Source organism: uncultured Roseovarius sp. (assembly GCF_913054395.1).
GTDB lineage: Bacteria > Pseudomonadota > Alphaproteobacteria > Rhodobacterales > Rhodobacteraceae > Roseovarius.
In genome coordinates this window covers 1-18360 of sequence record NZ_CAJXIP010000068.1, presented here as the reverse complement: position 1 = coordinate 18360, position 18360 = coordinate 1, and the positions used below count along the sequence as shown (strand labels likewise).

The 18360-nt window shown below is 61.8% G+C and carries 18 protein-coding genes and 1 pseudogene; 4 read left to right on the top strand and 15 right to left on the bottom strand.

Features of this window, described 5'->3' with window-relative positions; all coding sequences use genetic code 11:
• Nucleotides 1-35 precede the first annotated feature (35 nt).
• A complete protein-coding gene (locus tag QZ522_RS10855) occupies nt 36-602 on the bottom strand; it encodes a F0F1 ATP synthase subunit delta (protein WP_294611028.1) in 567 nt (188 codons plus the stop codon).
• A gap of 355 nt (nt 603-957) precedes the next feature.
• The gene (locus tag QZ522_RS10850) at nt 958-1698 is read right to left on the bottom strand and encodes a methyltransferase domain-containing protein (RefSeq protein ID WP_294611025.1); all 741 of its coding nucleotides are present in this window, start codon (nt 1696-1698) and stop codon (nt 958-960) included.
• Nucleotides 1699-1761: 63 nt separating this feature from the next.
• On the opposite strand from QZ522_RS10850, the gene gloB reads away from it, so the two are divergent.
• Nucleotides 1762-2529, top strand: coding sequence for a hydroxyacylglutathione hydrolase (gene gloB, locus QZ522_RS10845; protein WP_294611023.1), 768 nt, complete (start codon nt 1762-1764; stop codon nt 2527-2529).
• Nucleotides 2530-2685: 156 nt separating this feature from the next.
• Complete coding sequence (gene clpA / locus QZ522_RS10840) at nt 2686-5022, top strand: ATP-dependent Clp protease ATP-binding subunit ClpA (protein ID WP_294611020.1); 2337 nt, start codon at nt 2686-2688, stop codon at nt 5020-5022.
• Nucleotides 5023-5185: 163 nt separating this feature from the next.
• Here clpA and QZ522_RS10835 read toward each other — a convergent pair whose 3' ends face one another.
• The 3 genes from QZ522_RS10835 to QZ522_RS10825 all read right to left on the bottom strand — a co-directional run bounded on the left by QZ522_RS10835 (nt 5186) and on the right by QZ522_RS10825 (nt 8865).
• Nucleotides 5186-7039: a peptidoglycan -binding protein gene (locus tag QZ522_RS10835; RefSeq protein ID WP_294611017.1), complete on the bottom strand. Its 1854-nt coding sequence runs from the start codon at nt 7037-7039 to the stop codon at nt 5186-5188.
• A 2-nt stretch (nt 7040-7041) separates the two neighbouring features.
• A complete protein-coding gene (locus QZ522_RS10830; protein WP_294611014.1) occupies nt 7042-8268 on the bottom strand; it encodes a biopolymer transporter ExbB in 1227 nt (408 codons plus the stop codon).
• Between the two features lie 66 nt (nt 8269-8334).
• Nucleotides 8335-8865 carry a gamma-glutamylcyclotransferase gene (locus QZ522_RS10825; RefSeq protein ID WP_294611012.1) on the bottom strand — a complete coding sequence of 177 codons (531 nt, stop codon included), beginning with the start codon at nt 8863-8865 and terminating at the stop codon, nt 8335-8337.
• A 68-nt stretch (nt 8866-8933) separates the two neighbouring features.
• Here QZ522_RS10825 and QZ522_RS10820 point away from each other — a divergent pair, with 68 nt between their 5' ends.
• Nucleotides 8934-9935 carry a DUF2125 domain-containing protein gene (locus QZ522_RS10820; RefSeq protein ID WP_294611009.1) on the top strand — a complete coding sequence of 334 codons (1002 nt, stop codon included), beginning with the start codon at nt 8934-8936 and terminating at the stop codon, nt 9933-9935.
• A gap of 30 nt (nt 9936-9965) precedes the next feature.
• Here QZ522_RS10820 and QZ522_RS10815 read toward each other — a convergent pair whose 3' ends face one another.
• The 10 genes from QZ522_RS10815 to QZ522_RS10770 all read right to left on the bottom strand — a co-directional run bounded on the left by QZ522_RS10815 (nt 9966) and on the right by QZ522_RS10770 (nt 17636).
• On the bottom strand, nt 9966-10580 hold the full coding sequence (locus QZ522_RS10815; RefSeq protein WP_294611006.1) for an extensin family protein: 615 nt from the start codon (nt 10578-10580) through the stop codon (nt 9966-9968).
• Nucleotides 10577-11494 (bottom strand): prephenate/arogenate dehydrogenase family protein, encoded by a 918-nt coding sequence (locus QZ522_RS10810; protein ID WP_294611003.1) that lies wholly within the window; start codon nt 11492-11494, stop codon nt 10577-10579. Before QZ522_RS10810 ends, QZ522_RS10815 begins: the two co-directional genes overlap by 4 nt.
• Entirely contained in the window at nt 11491-12576 is a 1086-nt protein-coding gene (gene hisC / locus QZ522_RS10805) for a histidinol-phosphate transaminase (RefSeq protein ID WP_294611000.1), read from the bottom strand. The genes QZ522_RS10810 and hisC overlap by 4 nt, the downstream gene beginning before the upstream one ends.
• Nucleotides 12577-12687: 111 nt before the next feature.
• Nucleotides 12688-13308, bottom strand: a complete 621-nt coding sequence (rpsD, locus tag QZ522_RS10800) for a 30S ribosomal protein S4 (protein ID WP_294610997.1) — start codon at nt 13306-13308, stop codon at nt 12688-12690.
• Between the two features lie 229 nt (nt 13309-13537).
• Nucleotides 13538-14602, bottom strand: a complete 1065-nt coding sequence (locus tag QZ522_RS10795) for a Hint domain-containing protein (protein ID WP_294610994.1) — start codon at nt 14600-14602, stop codon at nt 13538-13540.
• A gap of 89 nt (nt 14603-14691) precedes the next feature.
• Complete coding sequence (locus tag QZ522_RS10790) at nt 14692-15606, bottom strand: lipid A-modifier LpxR family protein (RefSeq protein ID WP_294610992.1); 915 nt, start codon at nt 15604-15606, stop codon at nt 14692-14694.
• Between the two features lie 114 nt (nt 15607-15720).
• Nucleotides 15721-16305, bottom strand: a complete 585-nt coding sequence (locus QZ522_RS10785; RefSeq protein ID WP_294610989.1) for a GNAT family N-acetyltransferase — start codon at nt 16303-16305, stop codon at nt 15721-15723.
• A complete protein-coding gene (locus QZ522_RS10780; RefSeq protein WP_294610987.1) occupies nt 16302-16694 on the bottom strand; it encodes a ketosteroid isomerase-related protein in 393 nt (130 codons plus the stop codon). Before QZ522_RS10780 ends, QZ522_RS10785 begins: the two co-directional genes overlap by 4 nt.
• Complete coding sequence (locus QZ522_RS10775; protein WP_294610984.1) at nt 16691-17152, bottom strand: low molecular weight phosphatase family protein; 462 nt, start codon at nt 17150-17152, stop codon at nt 16691-16693. Before QZ522_RS10775 ends, QZ522_RS10780 begins: the two co-directional genes overlap by 4 nt.
• Nucleotides 17153-17156: 4 nt before the next feature.
• Nucleotides 17157-17636, bottom strand: a complete 480-nt coding sequence (locus tag QZ522_RS10770; RefSeq protein WP_294610981.1) for a UPF0262 family protein — start codon at nt 17634-17636, stop codon at nt 17157-17159.
• A gap of 390 nt (nt 17637-18026) precedes the next feature.
• Here QZ522_RS10770 and QZ522_RS10765 point away from each other — a divergent pair.
• Nucleotides 18027-18360 (top strand): annotated as a pseudogene (locus tag QZ522_RS10765) (50S ribosomal protein L1); the annotation flags it as partial.

The window sequence follows — 18360 nt, the reverse complement described above, 5'->3', positions numbered from 1 at the left end:
AGGATCGCAGAAATCTCTGCTGCTTGGATACCCATTTATCCGACCTCTTTCATTGAATTCTGGAGGGAATCGAGCTTGGAGCGGATCGACGTGTCGATCATCTTCGAGCCCACTTTAACGACAAGACCGCCGATGAGGCTTTCATCGACGGTCGCATTGATCTTGACGTCCTTGCCCACACGCTCTTTCAGCGTCTTGGCCAGTTTGTCTGCTTGTGCCTTGGTCAGCGCCTTGGCGCTAGTCACTTCGGCACTCACCTCACCCTTGTCCTCGGCGATCATCGCACGCAGCTGGGCAACCAGCTGGGGCAGCACGAACAGGCGACGCTTTTCAGCCATCAGCCCAAGGCCGTTCTGCATCTCAGGCACAAGTTTCATTTTTTTGCCGATGGCGGCCATTGCGGCGCCCTGCTCGTCGCGCGTCACGACCGGCGAGCCGATCAGCGCGCGCAAATCGGCACTATCATCCAGCGCCTGCGCCAGATCGTTGAGATTGCTTTCAAGTTTCGCCAGAGATTTGCTCTCTTTCGAAATCCCGAAAATGGCGGTGGCATAGCGCTCGGCAATGCCGGATGAGATCGAAGCTGGTTCGGACACGTCCACCCTTCCGATAATCTGGCCCCGGTTGCTCCGTAACGATAATCATCACGGCCGGGGGCGTTTACATACGATGAGACACAGGAAACATCGAAATTCGGCTGGGGTATAGCAGTGCCTTGCCAACCTAGCAAGCCGCGTGAAACTCTTTGTATACTAATGAATACCGCATATTTTCAGATAGTTACCCCACCTGCGACCGTTTGCGCACATTTTAAAGGATGAAAAAGATCACTTTTCTGCAACATTTTGCGATTCCTTCGCGCAGACACGGACAAACCGGACCAAATCCTGTTGCCGCTAACAGTCTGACACAGGGGACCGCAGACGGCTTATCGGTCGCGCCGCGATGCCTCGACACTCAGACCGGCTTGGCCTTGGGTTGCGGCGCCAGAACCCCGAGCGGTTTGCGCACCTTGTCGCGCAAGCCCGGCCCGATCGGGGCCTGCACACGCTTCGTCGCCTCGACCATGAGGACCCCGCCGGCCGCCACCACCGACAGCTTGCCACCGATCCGCTCCCACACGCCGGCCGTCTTGCGCCAGAACGGCTTGTCCGAGGGCGGCTGATAGAGGGCTGTGGCATGCCGTTCAGGCAGGAAGTTATGCGACTTCAGCTCGGTCTCAAGCTGGGTCTGACTATAGGGCCGCCCAAAGCCGAACGGCGTGCGATCGCTGCGCGACCACAACCCGGCCCGGTTCGGCACGATGAACAGCGCCGATCCCCCTGGCCCAAGCACCCGCCAGCATTCTTCCAGCACGGCGCCCGGCTGTTCCGAGGTCTCAAGCCCGTGCACCACCAAAAGCTTGTCCACGTGCCCGGTTTCGATCGGCCACATGGTTTCTTCGCACAACACCGAGATATTCGGCATGCCCTGCGGCCAGCCGATCACCCCCTGCGGCGCAGGCATAAAGCCGACCACGCGGCGCGCATCCGCAAGGTAGGGGCGTAAAAACGGCACGGCAAACCCATAGCCCACGACGGTCTGGCCCTTGGCCTCGGGCCAGAAGGCCGCCACTTCGGCGCGCACAGCCTTTTGGACCGCGCGCCCGAGGGTGCTGCGATAATAAAAATTTCGTAGGTCCTGCACGTCCAGATGCATTGCAGCCCCGGCAAAGATCAGTCACTCTTGACCCTAACAGTAACCGGCAATTGGGAAAATACCATGACTTTGCAAATTCTGACCATTCCCTGCCTGTCCGACAATTACGCCTATCTCGCGCATGACCCGGAGACCGGTGACACCATGGCCGTCGATGTGCCCGAAGCCCGCCCGGTCCTGGCCGCGCTCGGCGAAAAGGGCTGGGTCCTGAGCCACGTTCTTTTGACGCATCACCATGCCGACCACACCCAGGGCCTTGCCGAACTGCTGGCTGCGGCCCCGGCCAGGGTAATCGGCGCCGCCGCCGACGCGCATCGCCTGCCGCCGCTTGATCTGGCCGTGAGCGAGGGCGACACCATCACCATCGGGCGCGAAACCGGCCATGTGCTAGACGTCTCGGGACATACCGTCGGCCATATCGCGGTGCATTTCCCCGCAAGCGGTGTGGTGTTCACCGCCGACAGCCTCATGGCGCTTGGCTGTGGCCGGGTGTTCGAAGGCACCATGGCGCAGATGTACGAAAGCCTCTGCAAGCTGGCCGCGCTGCCGCCGGAAACGATCATTTGCTCGGGCCATGAATACACCCAGGCGAATGCAAAATTCGCCCTGAGCGTTGATCCCGGTAATCCCGCGCTTATATCAAGGGCCAAGGCCATCGACGCCGCGCGTGCGGCGGGCCAGCCCACCGTTCCCTCAATCCTGGCCGACGAACTGGCCACCAACCCCTTTTTACGCGCCGCCGATCCAGGCGTTCAGGCCAACCTTGGCATGTCAGGGCAGGACCCTGCCCGCGTCTTTGCCGAAATCCGGACCCGAAAAGACCACTTTTGACAGGTATCGTGATCAAAAACCAAGCCGGTATAACGAAAAGTGAGCCGGTTTTACAAAAAAGACCTTGAAGGATGGCCACTATCGACCAAACTTTAAGACTATGAGGCCAAGGTTGGTGACATAACGCCCCAACCCAGATCAGAAGGAGCACTTGTCGTGCCTTCATTCTCGAACACGCTGGAACAGGCAATTCATGCCGCATTAGCGCTGGCCAATGCGCGACAGCATGAATTCGCCACACTGGAACACCTGCTGCTCGCCCTCGTGGACGAGCCCGATGCCTCACGCGTCCTGAAGGCCTGTAGCGTCGACACCGAAGAATTGCGCACCACCCTGGTTGAATTCATCGACGACGACCTGAGCAATCTGGTCACCGATATCGACGGATCAGAGGCCGTGCCGACCGCCGCCTTCCAACGCGTGATTCAACGCGCCGCGATCCATGTGCAATCCTCGGGCCGTACCGAGGTGACCGGGGCAAACGTGCTTGTCGCGATCTTTGCCGAACGCGAATCCAACGCCGCTTATTTCCTGCAGGAGCAGGATATGACACGCTATGACGCAGTGAACTTTATCGCCCATGGTGTTGCCAAGGATCCCGCTTACGGCGAATCCCGCCCGCTGAGCGGGGCCACCAACATTGACGAGGAAGGGACCAAGAATCACGCCGAATCCGACGCCGTCGAGGCTGGTGAATCCGCGCTCGCGAAATACTGTGTCGATCTGAACGAAAAGGCGCGCACCGGCGACATCGACCCGCTGATCGGGCGCGATTCCGAGGTTGAGCGCTGTATTCAGGTGCTGTGCCGCCGTCGCAAGAACAACCCGCTTCTGGTGGGCGATCCCGGTGTTGGCAAAACCGCCATCGCCGAGGGCCTTGCGCACAAGATCGTCATGGGCGAAACCCCCGAAGTGCTGTCCAGGACCACGATCTTTTCGCTCGACATGGGCGCGCTTCTGGCCGGGACCCGCTATCGCGGCGACTTTGAAGAGCGGCTCAAGGCGGTGGTGACCGAGTTGGAGAAACATCCCGACGCGGTTCTATTCATCGACGAAATTCACACGGTGATCGGCGCCGGCGCCACATCGGGCGGGGCGATGGATGCCTCGAACCTGCTCAAGCCGGCGCTTCAGGGCGGCAAGCTGCGCTGCATGGGATCGACCACCTTCAAGGAATTCCGCCAGCATTTCGAAAAGGACCGCGCCCTTGCGCGCCGGTTCCAGAAAATCGACGTGGCAGAACCGACAGTCGAGGATGCAATCAAGATTCTCAAGGGCCTCAAGCCCTATTTCGAGGATCACCACAGCGTCAAATACACCAATGACGCCATCCGCTCGGCGGTGGATCTTTCGGCGCGCTATATCAATGACCGCAAATTGCCGGACAAGGCGATCGACGTGATCGACGAGGCCGGCGCGGCGCAGCATCTTGTGGCTGCCTCCAAGCGGCGCAAGAGCATCGGTGTGAAAGAGATCGAGGATGTGGTCGCGAAAATCGCCCGCATCCCGCCTAAGAACGTCAGCAAGAACGACGCCGAGGTTCTCAAGGATCTTGAATCCGCTCTCAAACGGGTGGTGTTCGGTCAGGATGCCGCGATCGAGGCGCTGTCTTCGGCGATCAAGCTGTCGCGCGCGGGTCTGCGCGAGCCGGAAAAACCGATCGGCAACTATCTGTTCGCCGGACCCACCGGTGTCGGCAAAACCGAGGTGGCCAAGCAACTCGCCGATACGCTTGGCGTGGAACTGTTGCGCTTTGACATGTCCGAATACATGGAAAAGCACGCCGTTTCGCGTCTGATCGGTGCGCCTCCGGGCTATGTCGGCTTTGATCAGGGCGGGCTTTTGACCGATGGCGTAGATCAGCACCCCCATTGCGTGCTGCTGCTAGACGAGATCGAAAAGGCGCATCCGGATGTGTTCAACATCCTGTTGCAGGTGATGGATCACGGCACGCTGACCGATCACAACGGGCGCACCGTCGACTTCCGCAACGTGGTTCTGATCATGACCTCGAATGCGGGCGCCACCGAACAGGCGAAATCCGCCGTCGGCTTTGGTCGCGACCGCCGCGAGGGCGAAGATACCGCCGCAATCGAGCGCACCTTTACGCCCGAATTCCGCAACCGTCTTGATGCTGTCATTTCCTTCGGCGCCCTGCCCAAGGAGGTGATCCTGAAAGTGGTCGAGAAATTCGTGCTTCAGCTTGAGGCGCAGCTTATGGATCGCGACGTGACCATTGAGCTGAGCGAACCGGCGGCTGCATGGCTGGCGGATCGCGGGTATGACGACAAGATGGGCGCGCGCCCGCTTGGCCGTGTCATCCAGGAGCACATCAAAAAGCCCCTGGCCGAAGAGCTCTTGTTCGGCAAGCTTGCCAAAGGTGGTGTCGTCAAGGTTGGCGTCAAGGATGGCAAGATCGACCTTGAGATCGAAGGCCCCGTCACGCGGCGCCTGTCCGGCAAGAAAAAGCCGCCGCTGCTCACTGCGGACTGATCACACGGGCGGGATTTTCCCGGCCCTACGCAGAACGGCGGCGGCCCATGTGGCCGCCGCTGGTGTAATACGGGGCGGCCTTCCGCCCGATTATGCGAAAGGATCGCTGCCCTCGAACCGGGGCAATGTGAATTCCGTGTCGGCGCCCCTTCGGATCGGCGCGCTATTTCCCGGTCAGCTTGAGTTCGATCCGCCGGTTCTGCGCCCTTGCCTCTGGCGTGTCGGCGGGGTTGATCGGTTGATATTCCCCGAACCCGTTCGCCGAGAGCCGGTCCGGCGGAAAGCCGAGCGCGCCGACAAGATAGCGTACAACCGAAAGTGCGCGTGCCTGGCTTAGTTCCCAGTTGTCGGCAAATTGCGCGCCCCCGATCAGCGGCACATTATCCGTATGCCCGTCGACCTGAAGAACCCAGTCGATGCCCTCGGGGATATCATTGGTCACATTGCGCAGGATGTCGGCGACCTTGGCGATCTCGGCGGCGCCAGCAGGAGACAAGCGCGCCTCGCCCGGCGCGAACAGCACCTCGGAGGAAAACACAAAACGGTCACCGACAATGCGAACGCCCTCTTGCTGGCCAAGCAAATCACGCAGGCGGCCAAAGAACTCCGAGCGGTATTTCTCGAGGTTCTCTTTTTCGGCCTCGGCAAGACGGCGCTTTTCCTCTTCCAGAACGCGGCGGCGGCGCTCTTCTGCGGCGACACGCGCGAGCGCAGTGTTCAGTTCGTTACCGAGCGACTGAAGCTGAACTTCGCTTGCGGCCTCACGCGCCTTGGCATCATCCAAAAGCGCCTGAAGCCCCGAAAGCTGCTGGCGCAGGGCGGCGACCTGTTGATTGAGCAGCGCCTGCTGTTTCTGGGCTTCCGTGGCCAATTCCTGTTGACCGGCCAGACGGCGGCGCGCCTCGGCCAGAAGGGTGGCGCGTTCCTCGGCGGTGCTCATCTGGGCTTTGGCCTGGTTCTGCGCCGCAAGCTTGGCCGCAAGCGCCGCAGTCAACTGCTGGCGCACCTCCTCGGCATCCATCGCCTCGCCTTTGGCCGCCTCGGCCTCGGCAAGGGCGCGCGCCAACCTGCCCTGCAACTCGGCAATCTCGGCGTCTTTCGCCTCTAGCGTGGCCTGGCTGTCCTCAAGCCGCGTGCCGACCTCTTCCTGCGCCAGAAGGGCCGCGACCAATTGGCTGTCAAGGTCATCGCGGGCATCCTCGGCGGCGGCCAACAGGGTCAGGGTTTCCTCGGCCCGCTTGCGTTGTTCTTCAAGCGCCAGCGTCATCGAGGTCAGCTCTGCCTGCGCGTCGCTCAGCCGGTTGCGCAGCGCCTCTGCGGCGGCGGCCTCGGCGAGGCGGGCCTGTTCTTCCTCGCTCAGCTCGGCCTGCAATGCGGCCACCTCATTCCCAAGTGCCGCCTCGGTCTCCGCGTTCTGGCGGCGCAAATCCTCTGCCAGAGCCTCAAGCGCCTCGCGGCGGGCGGCGGCAAGGCGGGCAGCCTCGGCGCCTGCATCGACCTCGTCGCGCAGGCTGGCCAGGGCCAGTTGAAGGCTCTCCTGTTCAGACAAAAGCGTGGCGCGCTCGCCCTCAAGATCGGCGATCCGGCCCTGTGCACGATCGCGGTCAGACAAGAGGCCCGCCACCTGTTCCTCGAAACTGGCAATCCGGGCTTTGGCCTCGCCAAGGGCTGCGGTCTGGGCCGCCGTCCGGGCGCGCAGGGTGTCGATCAGCGTCGCCTGTTCCGCCTGGCGGGCCTGCGCATCGTCGAGCGTCGCCGTCAAGGTGCCAACCCGGTCCTCCAGTCCTGCACTGCGATCGCGTTCAAGCCCAAGCGCGCGCGACAGCGCCGCAACTTCGGCACCGAGCGCATCAAGCTTGGTCGCCTGGCCGCTGATCTCTTCACGCAGGACGAATTGTACCACCATGAAGATCGTCAAAACGAACATCAGGACCAGCAAAAGCCCGGTCATCGCATCCACAAATCCCGGCCAGATCGAGCCTTGAAACCGTGCACCGGTGCGCCGCGACAGGCCCATGCTCAGCCCTCCCCGGACTTATCCGGATCGGCGGGGCCCACGAATGGTCGGGCACGCCGCTCGGAGGCGGGGCGCCCCGGTTTGAGCACCCGCGTCAGGGCCGCAAGATCGGTGCGCAATTCGGTCATGGTTTCCTGACGCCCGGCACTGATCTCTTCGAGAATGCGTAACATCTGCACGTCGATCGAGCGAAGCCGCATCCGGCTTTCGGCATCAAGCCCCTCATGGCCACCTGTCTCGCGATTTTCCAGGGTCTGGATCAGGCGTTCCTGCCCCTCGGCCATCCGCATCAAGGCGCTTTGCACCGGATTGCTGTCACTCATCCGGTGGGTCAGGCGTTCGATGGAATCCGCCAGAACGCCCAGCTTTTGATCGACCATTGCGCGGCTTACATCCGATTGGCTTATCACCGCCTGCAAGCTGTCCATCTGGTCGGCCATATGATCAAGCACATGGGCCACCGCATCGCTTTCGCCACCGCCCTCGCCATCGCCACTGGCAAAGCCAACACGGGTGATGGTCGACATCCATTCCTCTAGCTCGCGGTAAAAGCGGTTCTGCCCGTGGCCTGCAAACAGTTCCAAAAGGCCGACAACAAGCGATCCCGCCAACCCCAGAAGCGACGAGGAAAACGCCACGCCCATGCCGCCCAACTGGGCCTCAAGCCCCGTCATCAGGCGATTGAACACCTCGACCCCGCCCTCGCCATTTTGCGGCGCCAGGCTTCGGATGGTATCGACAACCGCGGGAACGGTTGTGGCCAGCCCATAGAATGTGCCCAGAAGGCCCAGGAAAATCAGCATGTTGACGATATAGCGCGTGATGTCGCGCACCTCGTCGATGCGCTGAGCCACCGAATCGAGGATCGAACGCGCCGAGGTCGAGGCGATCTGCATCCGCTTGCCGCGCGAGCGCAGCATCGTTGCCAGCGGCGCCAGCAATTGTGGCGGCGTGGTCAATTCATGTCCCGGTATCTGGGCGACAAAGCCCTCGATCCACCGCGCCGAGCCGATCAACTGAAACACCTGCCAGAAACAGGCCACGACCCCGATAAAAAACACCAAAAGAATGAAGCCGTTCAGCCACGGGTTGGCCTGAAACACAGGCAAGACACGTGGCAAGGCAACGAATGCGCCAAATCCGGTCAGCCCCAGAACGATCAGCATAAGAACGATCTGGCGGACGGGGTGTGAAAACTGTGGCTCGACCTCGCGGTCCGGCTGGTCCATCTGGACGCTCCCGACACTTGAATTATTGGCGTAACCCTACGCGGTAAGATCTAACAAGCCAAGGATTTATCCGGCAAGATGGCGCACCCGCCGCACCAACCAATCAAGATCGCGATCCATGATCCCAAGCTGAACCAGATGTTCGGTTGTATTAAAGAGATACTCGGTATTTGGCCCGCGCCCGCCGACCGCCCGTGCGATGATGTTGGCCTGTTCCTCAAGGTCAAGACCGCCGCAATATTGCACGTGGTCGGGGTCGATCACATAGGTCACCGCCTCGACGCGGCGGCCATCGGCAAGGTCGATCTCAAGCATCTTTTCGATATAGGCCGAAGAGATCAGTTCACGTTCGCGCAGATACTCAAGCACCTCGGCCGCACTCTCGGGCGCCACCGACAGGGCGACACCATGACAGACCGCGCCCGGCGCCTCGTCCAATGCAAGGACAAGGCCGGGGGTTTCATCGGTGCCGCGATGGTGGATGCTGCGCATGCAAAAGCTCCGGTGATAGTCGGGCAGGCTGGCGATTACCCGGTCCTGAGCCTCGAAACCGGGATTCCAGACCAACGACCCATAGCCAAAAACCCACATTGTCATTTTGCTGTTCCTCATGCTTTTGCCCCTATAAACACCATCCCAACAGGGCATGAAAGGGGCGCTTGCGCATGAGAGCATTGCTGACATTGATCGTGATCGCCACCCTTGGCTGGTCGGGCTACTGGTTTGTCGGCCAACGGGGGCTGGAACAGGCCTTCGGCCAATGGTTCGACACCCGCCGGGCCGAGGGCTGGGTGGCCGAAACCTCTGATCTTTCGGTTCTGGGCTTTCCCAACCGCTTTGACACCAGCTTTGACGATCTTGCCCTGGCCGACCCCGACACCGGCCTTGCCTGGGAAGCGCCGTTTTTCCAGATCCTGACGCTAAGCTATCGCCCCAATCACGTCATCGCGGTCTGGCCCGATGATCAGATGATCGCCACGCCACAGGATAAGTTCCGCGTTCAAAGCACCGATATGCGCGCCAGCCTTGTGATCGCGCCGAACACGGCCCTGGCCCCCGAACGCGCCACGCTCACCGCCGAGTTTCTGCGCGTGGCCCCGCTTGCGAGGCCCGATGACACCACCGCGCTGACCGCGCTGACCCTCGCCGCCGAGCGCAATGACGGGGCCAGCTATCGGTTTGGCCTTTCGGCCGAGGGCCTGAGCCCGTCAACCCCGTGGCGTGCGCGGCTCGATCCGAAAAACACCCTGCCTGCGCAACTGGCCGGGCTGCGTGCGGATATGACAGTAAGCTTTGACAAGCCCTGGGATCGCACCGCCATCGAGGATGCGCGCCCCCAGCCGACCCATATCAAGCTGGACCTCGCCGATGCCGCATGGGGCCAGCTTCAGCTTCAGGCGGCGGGCGAGGTCTCGGTCGATGCCGCAGGCCAGCCCACGGGCGAGATCACCATCAAGGCGCGCAACTGGCGCGATATCCTTGATCTGGCCGTCGCCTCGGGGGCAGTGCCAGAATCCCTGGCAAAGACGCTAGAATCCGGCCTGTCGATGATGGCTCAGATGGCGGGAAACCAGCAAACCCTTGATATTCCCCTTGGGTTTCGCAACGGTCGGGTGATGCTCGGGCCGACCCCCCTCGGCCCCGCGCCGGTGTTGCACCTGCGCTGATATACCGGCGGAGCCGGTCTGACGCCCTGCTTACCGACAGTAGGGCCCGCCACGATGCGAGGCCGTGTCGAAATGGAAATGATCACGGTGGTGGCGGTCCGAATTAGGCCCAAGCACCGTCCCAAACGGCCCACAGGCCGCTTTGTGCGTCTGACGCAGAACCCGGCCGCGTGGCCCCTGCCCCCAATCCCCCAGCACCGAAATCTCGGAGCCGTCGCGCAATTGCAGCGCAGCGATATCAATCGCCTTGCCCCGGCCATGCTCGGAAATCCGCGCGCCAGGCCGGCTGTTGCGCGTTCGGCAGGCATAATGCGCCGCCACCCGCAAACCGCTTAGCCCGCCACCCATGCGCCCCACCTCGGGTTTCGCACTGCGTTTGACCCAGACTTCAAGCGCACGCGCCGTCGGGCAATCCATCGTCGCAGGCTGGCTCAGGCGGATGGCGCCGATGGACTCAAGCCGGATCGCATGATCAGAGCCACAGCCCGCAACCGGATGGCTGACCGGGCCGATGACCTGTCCCGCAAGGCCGGGTCGGCCACACAAGCCGCCGCTGTTGCTGCTGACCGTCTGATCGTCGCCGCGCCCGCATCCCGTCGCCAGCGCACTCAGCCCGATCGCAAGGCTCAGGACCAGCCGTCTCATCCTTGCCGCGCACGGCCGAAATCAGGCGCATCGGTGTCCTGTCCGGCCTCGATAATACTACGCCGGATCGCCCGCGTGCGGGTGAAATAGGCATGAAGATGATCGCCGTCACCAATCCGGATCGCCCGCTGCAACGCAAATAATTCCTCGGTGAACCGACCCAGGATTTCAAGCGTCGCTTCTTTGTTGTTCAGGAACACATCGCGCCACATGGTCGGATCGCTGGCCGCAATTCGTGTGAAATCGCGAAATCCCGCGGCAGAGTATTTGATCACCTCGCTGTCGGTCACCCGCCGCAGATCGTCGGCCACACCGACCATCGTATAGGCAATAAGATGCGGCGCGTGGCTTGTCACGGCCAGCACCAGATCATGATGATCGGCGTCCATCTCGTCGGTATGCGCCCCAAGCGCCTGCCAAAAGCCCTCAAGCCGCGCCACCGCCGCGCGATCGCTGCCCTCTTGCGGCACGATCAGGCACCAGCGGTTGTCAAACAGCTCGGCAAAGCCCGAGCGCGGCCCCGAATGCTCGGTCCCAGCAAGCGGATGGGCCGGCACGAAATGCACGCCCTCGGGCAGATGCGGCGCCACCGCGTCGATCACCGCGCGCTTGACCGATCCGACATCGCTTAGCGTGGCACCGGGTTTCAGCGCGGGCGCGATTTCGGCGGCAACCGCCCCCATCGCCCCGACAGGCACGCAGAGCACCACAAGATCGGCGCCGCTCACGGTCTCGGCAGCGCTGTCGCACACCCGGTCGCAAAGCCCGATTTCCCGCGCCACATCGCGCGTTTCGGCAGAGCGCGCAAAGCCGGTGATCTCGCCCGCCACGCCCGCACGCCGCATCGCATGCGCCATCGACGAGGCAATAAGCCCAAGCCCGATCAGCGCCACGCGTTCGTAAATCCTGCTCATCGTGCCCGTCCCATGAACTGTCCGATCGCATGCGCCACCCGTCGGCAACTCGGCTCGTCGCCAACCGTAATCCGCAGGCAATGCGGCAGGTTATACCCCGCCACGCGGCGCACGATAAGGCCCTCGGATTGCAGGTGCACATCACAGGCCTCGGCCTCGGCGCGGTCGGCGAAGCGCGCCAGGATGAAATTCCCGGTCGAGGTGTCCGAAGCCACGCCATAGCCCGCCAGGGCCTCGGCCAGCCAGGCGCGCATGCGGGTATTGTCATCGCGGCATTTCGCGGCCCAGTCGGTATCGCGCACCGCCGCCTCGGCGGTGACAAGCGCCGCATGGCTAAGGTTGAATGGCCCGCGCACCCGGTTGAGCACATCAACCACGTGCTCCGGCCCATAGCCCCAGCCGACGCGCAATCCGCCAAGCCCGTAAAGCTTGGAAAAGGTGCGGGTCATCACCACGTTGTCGCGCGCCTCGACAAGCGACGCACCGCCGTCATATCCCTCGACGTAATCCGCATAGGCCCCGTCAATCACCAACAGCGCCCGTTCGGGCAAATTGGCCGCCAGCCGCGCAAGATCCGCCTCACCGACCATCGTGCCCGTGGGATTGTTGGGGTTGGCGATAAACACCAGCCGGGTCTTGTCGTTGCACGCCGCCAGGATTGCATCCACATCCGTCACCCGCTCGCGCTCGCGCACCTCGACGGGGGTCGCGCCATTGGCCAGTGCACTGATCCGGTACATGGCAAAGCCGTGCTCTGTATGGATCACCTCATCGCCGGGACCTGCATAGGACTGGCACAGAAAGGAAATGATCTCGTCGCTGCCGACGCCACAGACGATACGCTCGGGGTCAAGCCCCAGCACCTCACCAATCGCCGCGCGCAGGCCCGCGTGATCGGTCGACGGATAACGATGCAATTCATAGGCCGCTTTGCGAAACGCCTCTTTGGCGGCCTCAGAGGGGCCAAACGGGTTCTCGTTGGAACTCAGCTTGATCACATTGCTCACGCCCTCGAGATGCGAGGCCCCGCCCTGATACGGCGCGATCTGAAGAATGCCCGGCTGCGGTATAATATTGGTCATGTCAAATCTCCCAAGCGACGTTCTAGCTTTGGCACTGTGCCTTGACCAGCAGGAAACGAAAAAGGCCGCGGCGGTTTCCCGTCGCGGCCTCTGGCAGAAAATAAGCTGAACTTAGTTCTGCGCGTAGAATTCGATAACGAGGTTCGGTTCCATCATCACCGGATAGGGAACATCCGAAAGGCCCGGCTGACGCACGAATGTGGCAACCATTTTCGAATGATCCGCGTCGATGTAATCGGGAACGTCGCGCTCGGCCAGCTGAACAGCTTCCAGCAGGACGGCCATTTGCTTGGAGCGGTCACGCACTTCGATCACGTCGCCCTCTTTCACGCGGTAAGAGGGGATGTTCACGCGCTGACCGTTCACCTTCACGTGGCCGTGGTTCACGAACTGACGTGCGGCAAACATGGTGGGCACGAATTTGGCACGGTAGACAACCGCGTCAAGACGGCGCTCGAGCAGACCAATCAGGTTCTCGCCGGTATCGCCCTTGACCCGCTCGGCCTCGGCAAAGATGCGACGGAACTGTTTCTCGGTCAGATCGCCGTAATAGCCTTTCAGCTTCTGCTTGGCGCGCAGCTGAAGACCGAAATCAGAGATTTTGCCCTTGCGGCGCTGACCGTGCTGGCCGGGGCCGTATTCACGGCGATTGACGGGCGACTTGGGGCGGCCCCAGATGTTTTCGCCCATGCGGCGGTCGATTTTGTACTTGGCAGACGTGCGTTTTGTCACGGCTGATCTCCTTCGCTAGATATGAAGGGCGTTGTCCTTTGGCCTTATCTTTCGACAGGGTCCCGACAGGCATCCCCTTGCAGGGGCCACCAACACCAATGAAGCCGCGCTTATACAGGCCCGAACCGTGCTGTCAACCACCCAGGCAGGGCTTCTTCTTGGCTAAAACACTCCGGGGGAACCGCCCGCAAGGGCGGTGGGGGCAGCGCCCCCTTCACGCGGCCCGGTCCTAGGCCGCCTCATGCGCCAGAATCGCCGCCTCCGATCCGTTCAGACAGCGCCTTGCAAAGCCGCCATAAAGCTGCGGTTCGTGCTCCAGATTGGGGTTGAACGCCAAAAGGCGGCTGCGATCCACCTCCGACAGGGTCGAAAGCGCGGCACTTGCGGGATGAAAGCTTTCGGTTTCCACGCCGTTGGCCCAGATGATCTGATGGCGGGGCAGCAACAGGTGAACATAGGTCACCTCCCGCAAGGCCAGATCGACCGTGACCGTATCGTTATTGATCAGATCGCGCGCCTGCACCAGAACCTCCGGGGTGTTGAACAGCGCCCGCGCCACATCGCCCTGTACCAAAAGACGGTGCTCGGGCGAAACAAGCAGTTCCTCGTCCGGGCGATCAATGCCAAGCGCCCCCGCCCGCAGCCGGATCGGCCGCAGCCTCGGCATCGCGAACAGGCGCGCGCCGGTCATCCGCCGACTTCCGATCCACTGGATCTCCTCGGCCCCGTTGTCCCTGGTCTGAACGCTGTCACCTTCGCGAAGCTCTTCCACAAGGCGCGGCCCGTCGGGGGTTTCGATCCGCGTACCGGGGGTGAAACAGATCACCCCGCCGCTTCCCGGCCCGGTCGAGGCGCCGCGCATGCCCTCAAGCGAATGATGCACCACCCACATTTCCCGCCCCGCGGGCGGAATGTCGTCGTGGAACATCAAAAGCGGCGCGCCGCCGCCGGCAACCTCGATGATGGTTACCGTATAGCTGCGGGTGCCGTCGGTGACGACGAACCCTATATCCATCAAGGGATCCGTTATCTCGACCCGGTCAAGGTCTCGCGTGTTGCTCATTGCCGCGCCGACCAAGCGCCGCACCATCCGTGCCGCACGTTTGCGGTTCACGGCCTCGCCATCCGACATCTCGAGTCGCAGCAATTCATTTGGTCCGTCCACCCGTACGGTATCGCCCAGCCAAGACCACGTGACCCCGACCGAAAGCGACTGCACCGATGCAGCCCTCAGACCATCCAACTTCGTTTGCGACCAGGAGATGACGAACGTGCCCCGAAAGCCCGTCCCCATAACCCTACTGTCTGCCTCATCGTTTTTTATTATTACCAATAAGCTTAACAAAGACGAATCAGTCTGAAAAGTCCCCACGGGATTTTTTGTCAGAAAAGCAACCTAAACTGCACAGAGCCCACGACCTGCCCCCCGTTTTGCTGGTCGAATTCTTCGCCAAGCCAGGTCACGCCGTAAAACAGCGACCCGCCCCTCGGCCCTTCCCAGTGCGCCCCGCCACGCAGGCGGGTGCGACCCCTGCGCACGGTGATACCGCTGCGCGCCGGAAGGTAATCGCTGCTGTCCACATAGGCGATATCGCCGCCCAGAATTAGGGCCAGGCCTGGCTTGTCCTCGCGCACCACACGATAGCGTTGGCCAGTCACCGGCTCGCGGACAAGCAACTCGTCCCGCATCAGCGACCCGATGGTGATATCGGCCCCCGCACGCACAAGATTTTCGACGCCGCCCCGCGCCTCGACAAAGGGACGGATACGTGCGCGCGCCATCTCGAAAGTGCGCCCGGCCTCCAACACCCCAGAGGGGCGAAAAGCGTTGTCCACCTGGTTGCGGCGCACCGCGCGCGCTATGTTCCGCTCGCCCACGATGTCATGGATGTGATCCTGAAAATCATCGAGCCCGGTCTGTGCGCCCGTGACAATAAGATCGGCCCCCACGGCATATTCGACCAGCGCCGGTTTGAAATGCGTATGCAATCCAAAGCTCAGGGCACCGGCGAAAGGCCTGTCCTGCGCGGCGGGGCGCGAAAGATCTTTTGGCGCGATCACCTCGCCATTGAACCGAAATTCCAGCAGATCGCCAAACCCCTCAGGCGCCACCGCGTTCCAGCCATCGGCCCAGACCCGGCTCGAGGCCACAGACCCTGTGCGCCACCGATCTTTGGTGTCGCCGATAAGATCATTCGTAAACAGCAGGCCATAGCCGATCCGTTCGCGGCCTTCGGCCATGGCGGTCGAGGAAAATCCGGCACAAAGGCACAGGGCAAAGGCGAAAAGACGCGTCATATGGCACGCTCCTGATTTGTTGCCCCCCGGCCAATCGTAACTACCAAGCCCCTGTGGCCATTTGCCAGCAAAACTTCGCAAATTTTACGAAAAGCGGCACTATTCCCATAGGTTTTAGAGCGCACGCATCCAGAATTGCAGCGCATGCGCGGTCTCGTCACGCTGGTCTATATCCTTCCAGCGGAACCGCGCGACGGCGCCCTCAAGCGGCGCATAGCCGCGTTTGCGCCAGAACGGATCGAGCGGCGCATAGGTGGCGGGGCGCAGCGGGTGATCGTTCGGGCGGATCACCGAACAGAACGCCACATGGCTGCGCCCGAGGGCGCGCGCCTGCGCCTCGCGCAGATCAAAGAACCGATGCCCCACGCCCTGCCCGCGACAGTTCGGCAACAGAACGCTTTCCGCACAATAAAAGATATCGCTCAGCGCGATGTCATGCCCCGCGAAGGCCGCTGCGAAATCATCGGCGTGATCCTCCATCGGGGTGCCGGTCGCGGCGCCGACAAGGCGCGTACCATCGTAAGCCGCAACCAGAATGGCGTCCTCGCTCTGACGATAGGTCTGAAGATAACGCTCCTCATACGCGAGGTCGCCGTCATATAAATAGGGAAAGTCGCGAAACACCGCGATCCGAAGTGCGGCCACATCCCCAAGCGCCGCCCCGAGCGCCGCCCCGGTCAGCCGCTCAACCCGGATCAAGACACCTGCGCCGTCCAGTCGGCCAGATTGTAATAGGTCACAACCCGCGTGATAAGCCCGTCCCTGAGCGTGAAAAACGACCCCGCCGGCAGGCGATAGATCTGACCTTTCGCCTCGGGCAGGCCCTCGTCCGTTTCAAGATAGACACCATTGACGATATATTCCGCCGCGGCCCGCGTTCCGCCCTCGGCGTCAAAGATCACCATATCGGTCAGCTCTTCACGGTAACAGCGGTTCATATGCTCGCAAAAGTCGCGGAACATATCCTTGCCGGGGCGCACCTTGCCCTCGTTGACGTAATGGGCCACGTCATCGGACAGGCAGGCCAGCATAGCGGCCACATCGCCGCGATTGAAGGCATCGAAATAGGCTTTCACAGTGGTGTTCATGGGTTTTCTCCGGGCGGGCCCCAACGTTCTTGCAGGTGGCTGATGATCTGATCTCTGGTCTTGCGATAGGCCTCTAGCCCCGCCTCGCGGGTCTGGGCTAGGCCGGTTGGGTCCATGATCGGCCAATAAACGACATCGAGATGAAAATACCGCGTCAGTTCCAGCGCGCGGCGCTGGCTGGCAGGGCTGAGCGCGACAATAAGGTCAAACGAGGACAGGTCGTCGCCCCATTCCTCCATCTCGTCAAAGCTCCGGGTGCGGTGCCGATCAAGCTCGACCCCGATTTCGCGGCAGACCGAGATGCTGAACCCGTCGATTTCCATATCGCTTTTGACACCGGCCGATTGCACATAGGTGCCGGTGCCATAGAATTTCTTCATGATCCCTTCGGCCATGGGCGAGCGGACAGCATTGTGATCGCAGCAAAACAGGACCGAATGCGGCAGCGGATCGGGCATGCCCTCAGCCCCCGAAATGCAGCACGCAGATCAGCGTGAACAGACGGCGCGCCGTATCGGTGTCGACCTCTGCCTTGCCCTCAAGGCGCTCTTCCAGAACGCGCGCGCCCTCGTTGTGAATGCCACGGCGGGCCATGTCGATGGTCTCGATCTGGCTTGGCGGCATGTTTTTGACGGCGTCAAAATAGCTTTCGCAGATCGACCAGTAATCCTTGACCACCTGTCGGAACGGGCTCAGCGAAAGGTGAAACTCTGCGGCCAGTTCCTCGGCCTCGGTGCGAATGTCAAACACCAGCCGCTTGTCCCGGATCGACAGTGCCAGGCGATATGGTCCCATCGGCACCTCACGCCCGTCGCGCGCCGGCAGATCAAAGCTGTTTTCCTCGATCAGGTCATAGATCGCCACCTTGCGCTCCTGCTCGATCTCGGGCGTGGGCGGCGGCAGGTTGGCGTCATCCAGTTCAATATGGCAAATATGGCTCATGGGGCTTCTCTGGCATTTGGCAATATATCGTCCCTAGCGCAGCCCGCCGTCCGGGGCAATCAGCGCCTGTCATCCACGCCGGGCAAATCGCTTTGGAGTCACTTGCGGGCAACGCTCACCCGGGGACTGAGGCTTTTTTATCGAAGCGGGCATAAAATCGCCCTGTTTGATTGGCATGAAGTGTCAAGATCGGCCATAATGCGTCCAGGACGTGACCAGCCGTCGATAATAATACCCCGTTAAAACGGGGGAGCAGTGTGAAGCCGGGGCGATTTAATGCTCGAATTCGAGAATGTAAGCAAGTCCTTCTGGACGGGCACCCAGCACAAGGTGATCCTTGACCGGGTGTCGTTTCGTGTCGAACTTGGCCGCAGCCTTGGCATCCTGGCGCCCAACGGCACCGGCAAGACCATGCGTGTTGCCGTGTTCGCACGCGGTCCCAAGGCGGAAGAAGCGCAGGCCGCTGGTGCTGACGTTGTCGGCGCAGAAGACCTGATGGAAGCCATTCAGGGCGGCAACATCGATTTCGATCGCTGCATTGCGACGCCTGACATGATGCCCATCGTTGGTCGTCTGGGTAAGATCCTCGGCCCCCGCAACCTGATGCCGAACCCCAAGGTTGGCACCGTGACCATGGACGTGAAAGCGGCCGTGGAAGCTGCCAAAGGTGGTGAAGTTCAGTTCAAGGCGGAAAAAGGCGGTGTCGTGCACGCCGGTGTTGACA

Excerpts from the sequence above, each read along its gene's own strand:
- gloB (WP_294611023.1), top strand. The coding sequence starts at position 1,762 with ATGACTTTGCAAATTCTGACCATTCCCTGCCTGTCCGACAATTACGCC.
- QZ522_RS10770 (WP_294610981.1), bottom strand. The coding sequence starts at position 17,636 with ATGAGCCATATTTGCCATATTGAACTGGATGACGCCAACCTGCCGCCG.
- QZ522_RS10790 (WP_294610992.1), bottom strand. The coding sequence starts at position 15,606 with ATGACGCGTCTTTTCGCCTTTGCCCTGTGCCTTTGTGCCGGATTTTCC.
- QZ522_RS10835 (WP_294611017.1), bottom strand. The coding sequence starts at position 7,039 with ATGGGCCTGTCGCGGCGCACCGGTGCACGGTTTCAAGGCTCGATCTGG.
- QZ522_RS10780 (WP_294610987.1), bottom strand. The coding sequence starts at position 16,694 with ATGAACACCACTGTGAAAGCCTATTTCGATGCCTTCAATCGCGGCGAT.
- QZ522_RS10850 (WP_294611025.1), bottom strand. The coding sequence starts at position 1,698 with ATGCATCTGGACGTGCAGGACCTACGAAATTTTTATTATCGCAGCACC.
- QZ522_RS10775 (WP_294610984.1), bottom strand. The coding sequence starts at position 17,152 with ATGCCCGATCCGCTGCCGCATTCGGTCCTGTTTTGCTGCGATCACAAT.
- QZ522_RS10795 (WP_294610994.1), bottom strand. The coding sequence starts at position 14,602 with ATGGGGACGGGCTTTCGGGGCACGTTCGTCATCTCCTGGTCGCAAACG.
- QZ522_RS10825 (WP_294611012.1), bottom strand. The coding sequence starts at position 8,865 with ATGACAATGTGGGTTTTTGGCTATGGGTCGTTGGTCTGGAATCCCGGT.
- QZ522_RS10830 (WP_294611014.1), bottom strand. The coding sequence starts at position 8,268 with ATGGACCAGCCGGACCGCGAGGTCGAGCCACAGTTTTCACACCCCGTC.
- QZ522_RS10820 (WP_294611009.1), top strand. The coding sequence starts at position 8,934 with ATGAGAGCATTGCTGACATTGATCGTGATCGCCACCCTTGGCTGGTCG.
- QZ522_RS10810 (WP_294611003.1), bottom strand. The coding sequence starts at position 11,494 with ATGAGCAGGATTTACGAACGCGTGGCGCTGATCGGGCTTGGGCTTATT.
- hisC (WP_294611000.1), bottom strand. The coding sequence starts at position 12,576 with ATGACCAATATTATACCGCAGCCGGGCATTCTTCAGATCGCGCCGTAT.
- QZ522_RS10815 (WP_294611006.1), bottom strand. The coding sequence starts at position 10,580 with ATGAGACGGCTGGTCCTGAGCCTTGCGATCGGGCTGAGTGCGCTGGCG.